The 5,748-nt window shown below is 49.9% G+C and carries 5 protein-coding genes, 1 tRNA gene and 2 pseudogenes; 3 read left to right on the forward strand and 5 right to left on the reverse strand.

The window, feature by feature from the left end:
• Positions 1–269: 269 nt before the first annotated feature.
• Positions 270–497 carry a hypothetical protein gene (locus HCC78_RS31250; protein ID WP_172332626.1) on the forward strand — a complete coding sequence of 76 codons (228 nt, stop codon included), beginning with the start codon at positions 270–272 and terminating at the stop codon, positions 495–497.
• 36 nt (positions 498–533) lie between these two features.
• On the opposite strand, the gene HCC78_RS31255 is transcribed toward HCC78_RS31250, so the two are convergent.
• Together HCC78_RS31255 and HCC78_RS31260 are read right to left on the reverse strand one after the other, a co-directional pair.
• A tRNA-Ser gene (locus tag HCC78_RS31255) sits at positions 534–613 on the reverse strand.
• A gap of 135 nt (positions 614–748) precedes the next feature.
• Positions 749–1,299, reverse strand: a pseudogene (locus HCC78_RS31260) (DDE-type integrase/transposase/recombinase); the annotation flags it as partial.
• 297 nt (positions 1,300–1,596) lie between these two features.
• On the opposite strand from HCC78_RS31260, the gene HCC78_RS31265 reads away from it, so the two are divergent.
• On the forward strand, positions 1,597–2,520 hold the full coding sequence (locus HCC78_RS31265) for a glycosyltransferase family 2 protein (RefSeq protein WP_172332627.1): 924 nt from the start codon (positions 1,597–1,599) through the stop codon (positions 2,518–2,520).
• Positions 2,521–2,608: 88 nt separating this feature from the next.
• Here HCC78_RS31265 and HCC78_RS31270 read toward each other — a convergent pair whose 3' ends face one another.
• From HCC78_RS31270 to HCC78_RS31280, 3 genes and pseudogenes are all read right to left on the reverse strand, one after another.
• Entirely contained in the window at positions 2,609–3,670 is a 1,062-nt protein-coding gene (locus HCC78_RS31270) for a hypothetical protein (protein ID WP_172332628.1), read from the reverse strand.
• 191 nt (positions 3,671–3,861) lie between these two features.
• Positions 3,862–4,893, reverse strand: coding sequence for a hypothetical protein (locus tag HCC78_RS31275; protein ID WP_172332629.1), 1,032 nt, complete (start codon positions 4,891–4,893; stop codon positions 3,862–3,864).
• Between the two features lie 296 nt (positions 4,894–5,189).
• A pseudogene (locus HCC78_RS31280) lies at positions 5,190–5,483 on the reverse strand (hypothetical protein); the annotation flags it as partial.
• An 82-nt stretch (positions 5,484–5,565) separates the two neighbouring features.
• On the opposite strand from HCC78_RS31280, the gene HCC78_RS31285 reads away from it, so the two are divergent.
• Positions 5,566–5,748, forward strand: a 183-nt coding sequence (locus HCC78_RS31285) for a hypothetical protein (RefSeq protein ID WP_172332630.1), incomplete at its 3' end; no start/stop codon positions are given.

Genomic DNA, 5,748 nt, shown 5'->3' on the forward strand with positions numbered 1-5,748 from the left:
GCGCTCATTGAGAAAGTCACTCCCTGCCTATCGCTGGAAATGAGATCTCAGAACCGCCGCCTCACAAACAGGTGGGGCCGGGACATCGCATACCGAGATCCCCTCTTCAACCGCCAGCCGGTTCAAGGGGGTGCTGTTCGGCGGCAGCATCTTCGCGAGAACCGCCGCCTTTCGTTCCTGTGAATAGGCCACTCGTCATCCTGTCCCGCCCGCCTCGCTGCATAGTTTCAGATCGAAGGACGGTGACAACAACCCTGCACGAGGGGGCCGTGAGCGAGTGGCGTGACCGACTCGGCATGCGGAAGGAAATCAAGCTCTACGACTGCCGTGGGACCGCCGTCACCCGCCTGTTCCTCGCGGATGCGAACCTCAGGGAGATCGCCGCGGCCACCGGGTGGAGCGTCGAAAACGCGTCCAAGATCATCGAGAGGTACATGGCCATGCGGCCCGAGATGGCCGACTCCTTGGCGGAAAAACTCGAACGTATTGTAAAATGAAGTGTAAAACGGCCTGTGGAAAAGTCTGCAAAGTGGTGGTCGGGACGGCAAGATTCGAACTTGCGACCTACGGTACCCAAAACCATCTAAGACTACTGATTTTGTTAGGTATTCCGGAAAAGCGCACTGAGTTATCCCCAGTACGAAACCTTGCAGATTCCGGAAAGTGAAAAACGTCGGAAGCCATGATAGGGAGGCTGAGAGGTCCCGTCGTTGAGCAGCTCGTCCCGGATCCGGGCGTTGAAGCTTTAGCAGTATCCGTTCTCCCAGGGCTACCTGGCTCGATATTGGCGGTTTGCGCACCGACAGCAAAAATCCACGTCCTCGCCGCCTTCGCGATGAATTCCGGGCCGTCGTCCATCGGGCTCGGACCGATGGCGCCGCGATGGGCAACTCAGACCGTATGTCTCCGGGAATGCCACGCAGGATGAACTGGTCGGTCAGCACATCGATGACATCGGTCGATGTTCGGCCCGCGCGCGACGCGGATCGCAAGGCATTCCTTGGTGAATTCGTCGATCAGGTTGAGCTTGCGGAATTTCCTGCCCTCATGAGTCCGGCTCTCAACGAAATCGTAGGACCAGACGTGACTCGGTCGCTCCGGCCTGAGACGGACACAGAATCCGTCGTTCAGCCAGAGCCGCCCCTTCTTCGGTTGCTTTTGCGGAACCTTGAGCCCCTCCCCCCGCCAGATGCGTTCCACGCGCTTCACGTTCACCGCCCACCCGGCCTCCCTGAGGGCCGCGATGCGGCGATACCGGTAGCGCCCGTACTGGCTGTCCCGCGCGATGATGTCCGCGGTGTTTCTCTTGACCCATGTTCCAATCCTCCATCTGGCGCGAAAGCCTACTTCAGTAAGGACCACTTTTCAGGGGGCAGACCACCCCCCCTTTCAGCTCAACTTTCACATCGCACCCATTTTCGAATATTATCCCACTCAAGATCCGATACCTTCATAGGGAAAGATGAAATTCCTTTCTCATACAGCTTATCCTTTCAATTTGCCGCATTTTAAATGCTCTCAAAAGAAATTAAAGTAATAGGGTGCACCGCGTACCTTGGCTACACCTGAGCCATAAAATCTGCAGGACTAATCCGAATGACAAAGCCAACCTTCGCCGTTGCGGCAATTATGAAAGACGAAGGACCTTACCTCATTGAGTGGATTGCTTGGCATCGCATGTTGGGCATTAAGAATTTCGTTATTGCTGACAACGGCAGCTCTGACGGAATGACTGAAATCTTAATTCGTTTGGATAGTCTCGGAATTGTAAAACGAGTTCCGTATCCGGCGACTGTAAAACCAGGAACAAATTTCCAAGCGAACTGCTACAGTGAAATCTTGGACAGTGAACGTTCTAAATTTGATTGGATTTTCTTCATAGATGCCGACGAATTTATTTTCATTGATAATATCCCCGCCGGAATAGGTCATTTCCTCCAAGACATTCCTGATGACATTGGAGCTCTTGCTCTCAACTGGAAGACCTTCGGATCTTCCGGTAAAGTTGAAGCACAAAACGGACTTACGCTTTCGCGTTTCACAAAAAGGGCGAGAGAAAGCAGGCAAGCATCACACATATATAAAACTTTGGTTCGCAGCAAAGCCGCCAAACCAACAATAAAAAACCCGCACCATGTGGATATTAAAGATTCATTTAGGCGTGCCGCAGGAGATTTAAGCAATTTCATTCCGACAGATGGAAAGGGATTCAAGACAAAGGAGTGCATATGGACCGGAATGCACATTAGGCATTACGTAGTACGTTCGTACGCAGAGTACTGGCACAAGAAGGCACGACGTGGTGTTCCAACAACAAACTCAAAAGCTAGGGATGATCAGTTTTTCAAGATTCACGACTTGAATGACATTGATGATCCGATTCCAGCTTCGATTCTAAATCAATTAGATCAGGAAATTCAGGTCCTCAAAATGAAATTGACAGGCATCGCTCAAGAAATTATAGACGTTGACCTAACAATATCTGAAATTCCCGCCCCGAACACCAATTCAACGACGTAGTTCCAACCTTAAAATTGCATCCAGTGAGGCATCGAAACAACACATTTCAATGCCTCGCCATAGATCCTATTGTAAAAACTTTAAACCACTAATCTTTAGTGGCGCGACCTTTTCGATTATGAAGATCTTGCGACTCAAACACTCTCCACAAAAACAAGCGCGCGATCTTTTCAGTAGCTGTTGGAAATCGGCCCGCGATGCCAGCCTGGCTCAAAATCGCATCGATTCCAGAAGTGTCCACATCAGACAGATCATTCATATACTCGCCAAGTTCTTCTCTGCTCGCACCAGAAGAAATCGGCTCATCAACAAAGTTCAGGCCGAAGCAATCTCGCACATAATTCTGCTCTGAAAAATCCACCAGACTTTGAATCCACCTCTTATCCATCGCAGCAGGGGAACACACTTTAGATAGGTCTCCGATAAGAGCCAAACGAGCCCTCGCCAAGACTAAATCACCACTACTCAGTGGCATAGTTTTGTTAAAGTTCAAAAGTAGCTTAGTCGCATCCGCCCCCAAACTTTCATTCGAAGTATCTTTCGCGATCAAAGAACGTTCCAATCCCAATTCTGCTACAAAATCCTCTACAATGTCGCCACCCAATAAAGCTTCCCTTGAAAATTCCTTCACTCTTACGCTATGCACATTCGGATTTGTTCGAAATGACTCCAAGCGAAACTTAAACAGCGGGCTACAAAGCCGCGGCAAGTCACTTTTCCCCCCTTTTATCCTTTGCTGATACGCCGATGCAGCAAAACTAGCCGGGGAACGAAGGTAGCACACGACCCTAACCTTTGAAACACGTGACGAAATGAAATCTATTAGATCACGCTTCTCCTCGTCTTCAAGAACACTTATATCTTCCCCAGAAACAACTATCCGTTTCCTGTCGGATCGCGAAATATTTTCATCCAACAGCGCAATAAAGTTTCGCCGCAACTTATCAATTTTCTTTGGACCAAAGCCATATCCTTTCCAAATATGGTATCGGTTTCTATTCTCCGAAAAAATCGTGTATAAAGCGATAGAGTGGTTCTGATGGCCAAGTTGTGCATATACAGTCTCACCATCGTCATACTTCGCAAGTGAGTTCTGAATCGAAGTCGTCCCCGTTTTATGGGTTCCGACATGAAGCACCACTTCATCCATCAAGACGTTCCATTATATTAAAGAGAGCGCACATGATTAGCGCCGCACCCCCTTTAGATCATCGTGCAATGAAAAGACAAGGCGACACTTTGTTTCAGATATGCTTTGAGCCCACCACGCCAGTAAACGATACACGCCAAATCTCCATGCCACGTCGACCTAAAGCACCTTCAAGACATATATACTTTTACTCAACACAAGGCACGCAAACTCTCCAAAAGTTTCACAATCTTCTTCCTCGGATCTTCCTCTAAGTAATCTAATTTTTGTCGTAGCAAATTTTCAACATGCACGACCTGTTGCACACCCAAAGAAACGAGATCGCCCTCTGAAGTTACCTTAACGCCATCATCCGACCGTTTATCGACCAGCTTTTTTCCCAGCCGATCTTCAATCCAATTCAAGTCATCAATATTTTCACTAATAATAGGGCATATCAATTCGTCGGAAAATCTTAATTTTCCTGTCCCTATCTTCCCGAGCACTTCAGCCCACTTAATATTTCTCATCGGCATACCGCGCCAAGGTGGCTCCATGCCGGTTCCAAATTTCCTTTGGATATAGAGCAGTGCTGTTGCCTCAGCTGAAATGCCATCATTTTCACGGCGCACTTCATCATCTCTAAGAGAAACCCCGACAAACTCCGAAAAGTCGCGAACAATGCAACCACTCGGGAAGTTCCAAGGCTCGAACGCACGCACCGTTACTCGCCCTCTACCAAAAGCCACATCTAGGGCCTCAACCCTTTTTCGATACTTCGGCCATAAGTTTCTCAAATCAAACCTATTGAAATTTGAACCCTTGACTCTCTGTTGAAACGCACTCTCCATAAAGGAATGAGGGGGCCTTACATAAATGATCACATCGAGATCGACACCACGAGCCTCGATAATTTTTTTAAATTTTTCAAGTTGACCGAACTTTAATGGAGCACTCAAATGCTCCGCTGAAAAAATCCCGATAGATGCATTCGATCCCAAAAAGTCATCAAACTGACGGCGCTTTTCGTAACAATAACTTTCCACGTCATTTGCGCCAAGCCCGATTTGACGAAAGGCGAAATGGTCCGATGGGTTCTCACTTGTTAGTGCTTCAAAAATGCTGCCGTGATTCTTTCTTTCAAATGGAGCATACTTTACCTCTGGTCGGTTCAATTTGTAGAATGTCTCTTGAATTGAACTGCTTCCAGTCTTATGCATCCCAGCGTGAATCACTAACCGCATTGTCAACTCCATCACTTTCAGACAGTATGTGCAGCCAACTTCATTCTAAAAAATAAGACCAGTTGTCCCACCACCACGGACCTGCCCCCCTGAAAGTCTACGGTTTGAAGTTAGCCTGTTCTCCAAATGACAGGGGAATCGCATTTGGCTCTGACGGCCTGAGCAGAGACTCTTGCGGCGGACGGCGGAATGGATTCTGGACTGCGGACTCAATCCCCCCTAGATCGACAGCTAGACGCGTAAGTAGCTGATATTGTTAAGGCGCAAATGCCGAAAATGTAACTACAGCAGCTTGGTCAGGCGGGTTTTGACAGGTTCAGTGTGTCGAAGAGCTCCAATTGTTCGGGGCTTGGGGTGGTGATGCCGTCGAGCTTCCGATCGGCAATCCGGCCCTCATGGCGGTGAATGCGCGCGAGCAAATCGAGCGCGGTGCGCGGGCTCGCGGAATGCCCTTTCGCCTTCAGCCGCATCCGCATCCGCATCCGCATCTGCATCTGCATCCGCATGACGCGGTAGAGCACCAGGGCGAGGAAGCAAATGAGGGCATGCGCCCGGATCCGGTCCGGCAGGCGGTGGTGGACGGGGGCGATCCGCTCCGGCTAGGCAGAAATCCGGACTCGCCTTGCGGCCGCGCCTGTCGGAAGGTTCCCTGAAGAAAATGGGGGGTGAATCATGGCGACATTCTATCTGTTCGCGGACTCGCAGGTGCAGCGGACGCTGAATGCGGGCGAAGTCGGCTTCGTGGCCGAGGGGGCGAGCCTGGCGCTGCAGGACGATGCGGTGGTGGTCACCGGCAATGCCGACCTGGCGATCTTCGGCACCGTGTTCAGCGGCGACGACAACGGCATCAACCAG

Source organism: Mangrovicoccus sp. HB161399, from assembly GCF_013184745.1.
GTDB lineage: Bacteria > Pseudomonadota > Alphaproteobacteria > Rhodobacterales > Rhodobacteraceae > Mangrovicoccus.

Coding starts and splice junctions, on each gene's coding strand:
- HCC78_RS31265 (WP_172332627.1), top strand. CDS start 1,597: ATGACAAAGCCAACCTTCGCCGTTGCGGCAATTATGAAAGACGAAGGA.
- HCC78_RS31270 (WP_172332628.1), bottom strand. CDS start 3,670: ATGGATGAAGTGGTGCTTCATGTCGGAACCCATAAAACGGGGACGACT.
- HCC78_RS31275 (WP_172332629.1), bottom strand. CDS start 4,893: ATGCGGTTAGTGATTCACGCTGGGATGCATAAGACTGGAAGCAGTTCA.